The organism is Streptomyces globisporus (assembly GCF_003501885.1).
Taxonomy (GTDB): Bacteria; Actinomycetota; Actinomycetes; order Streptomycetales; family Streptomycetaceae; genus Streptomyces; species Streptomyces globisporus_D.
Genome location: NZ_QWFA01000390.1, coordinates 1 through 1,945, shown reverse-complemented (window position 1 = coordinate 1,945; position 1,945 = coordinate 1). Strand labels below are relative to the sequence as shown.

The 1,945-nt window shown below is 68.5% G+C and carries 2 protein-coding genes and 1 pseudogene; 2 read left to right on the top strand and 1 reads right to left on the bottom strand.

Features of this window, described 5'->3' with window-relative positions; translation table 11 throughout:
• Window positions 1-130: pseudogene (locus tag D3105_RS35675) on the top strand (DNA-binding transcriptional regulator); the annotation flags it as partial.
• Between the two features lie 274 nt (window positions 131-404).
• Window positions 405-620 carry an I78 family peptidase inhibitor gene (locus tag D3105_RS33855; protein WP_118906594.1) on the top strand — a complete coding sequence of 72 codons (216 nt, stop codon included), beginning with the start codon at window positions 405-407 and terminating at the stop codon, window positions 618-620.
• 70 nt (window positions 621-690) lie between these two features.
• Here the strand turns inward: D3105_RS33855 and D3105_RS33850 are convergent, their stop codons facing one another.
• On the bottom strand, window positions 691-1,704 hold the full coding sequence (locus D3105_RS33850; protein ID WP_118906593.1) for a phosphatase PAP2 family protein: 1,014 nt from the start codon (window positions 1,702-1,704) through the stop codon (window positions 691-693).
• Between the last annotated feature and the right edge of the window lie 241 nt (window positions 1,705-1,945).

The following is a 1,945-nucleotide window of genomic DNA, read 5'->3' as shown; positions in this document are numbered from 1 at the left end:
GAGCCTCGACGAGCTGTCGGTCCACGTTCTGATGATGGGGATCGATTTCGAGGTGATCGAACCGCCCGAGCTGACCGAGGTCCTGAGGGAAGCGAGGGACCGGCTCACACGGGCACTCGACGGACCGTGAGCCCCCCCGGGGCGACAAGGAAATGAAGGTTTACGGGGGAGGGAAATTCCGGTGCCCCGACCATTTGGAAGATCTGCCGCTCCGATCGTAAAAGAAGCAGGTCACTTCATGATTTTGCGATGCTTCCCCCTGGTCCGTTCGGGTGAATGAAACCGCGTATATACGTGTGGGGATCCTGTGACACAAGCGTGACCGGCACGGCATGTGGAGATGCAACGGAACGCCCCGCCGGCCCCGCCTTCCGTCACGGTCCGGGGCCGCCTACGGTGAGGGCATGGCATCTCTACCGACCCCTCCAGCACAGCCGGACGACGCCACCGACGCGTATGTCGGCCTCGCCGCAGACACCGCCGAACGCCAGGCGAGAAGCCGTGGCTGGGACACGGTCCGGGCCGTTCCCCCGGGCACGTTCCTGACCATGGAGTTCCGCCACGGCCGCATCAACTTCCAGGTCGAGGACGGCACCGTGACGCGCTGCTGGGTGGGCTGACCCGCTCCACACCCGCAACGCCGAAGGCCCCGACCGTGGTCGGGGCCTTCGGCGTCTCCACGGGCTCGTGTCAGCCGCCGGTCATCGGGCGGGCCGGGCTGCCCGCGCGCGGGCCCCGCTCGGTGTGCGGGGGCGGACGGCGGACGCCCGCCGGGGCCACCGGCATGGAGCCCGGGCGCGCGGGGTGCCCGCCGTGGGCCCGCGCCCTGGTGGCCGCCGCATGCCCGGCGGGAAGCACCGGTTCGGCCGGGGCCGTCACGGCCTCGGCGGTGAGGCCGTCGGTGGCCATCGACTGCGGCAGCAGCACCGGCTGCGGCCCGGCATCGGCCACGGGTGCAAGGCGGGACCCGCCGCGACGCTCCCGCCACCGCTCGCGCACAGCGAAGATCCACTCCTCCGTCCGGGCGATCAGCGGCTCGAACCACGGCAGCGCCAGCAGGATGAGCAGCCCGGCCGCCCACCCCAGCAGGACATCGCTGAGCCAGTGCGTACCGATGTAGACGGTGGTGAGGCCGACTCCCAGCGAGACCGTCGCGGAGACCGCCGACAGATACCGCCTGGCCCGTGGCGTGGTGGCCAGATAGGCGAGGATTCCCCAGGTCACGACGGCGTTGGCGGTGTGCCCGGAGGGAAATATATCGCCGCCGGCGAACATCTCGGCCGAGCCGATCTGCGTCGCGTAGTGCGGGCCCAGCCGCCCGAGCCCCAGCTTGACCGCGCCCACCGTCACATTGAGCAGCAGCAGGGACGTGCCGAGGACCAGCAGCGGCCGGAGCGTGTGCTGACGCCAGGAGCGCCAGCCCAGCCAGCAGGCGACCATCACCGCCGTGGGGCCGCGCTGGCCGAGCACGACGTAGTAGTCCAGGAAGGGGTGCAGCTCGGGCCACTGCTGGTAGGGCCGGAACAGCATGACCTTCCAGTCCAGGGCCACGAGCCAGGACGTGATCAGCACCGCCCAGACGATGGCGAGATAGAACGCCAACGTCCCGCCGAAGAGGGCGATGCGGTGACGGCTCATCCGCGGTGCCTCTATCTTCGGCGGTTCCGGCTCCCGGTCCAGCCGGGCAAAGATGTCGGTACGCACCCAATCGACGTTACAGCGAGTGAGTGTGTGAGCAGGCCAATCCGGCCGCTTTGTGATGACGATGTGATGTGGACTTTGTCTCGGGCCGGCGTCTTTTCCGGGGGTCGGGAAGAATCCTCGTGATCTTGGCCCCAATAGCGCGCCGGTTCCGTTCGTAAGCGTGTTTGATCTCTCGGGAAATGCTGCGCACCGGAATCCGCAGCATTTGATGAGAGATCAAACACGCTTACGAACGGAACCG

Coding starts and splice junctions, on each gene's coding strand:
- D3105_RS33855 (WP_118906594.1), top strand. CDS start 405: ATGGCATCTCTACCGACCCCTCCAGCACAGCCGGACGACGCCACCGAC.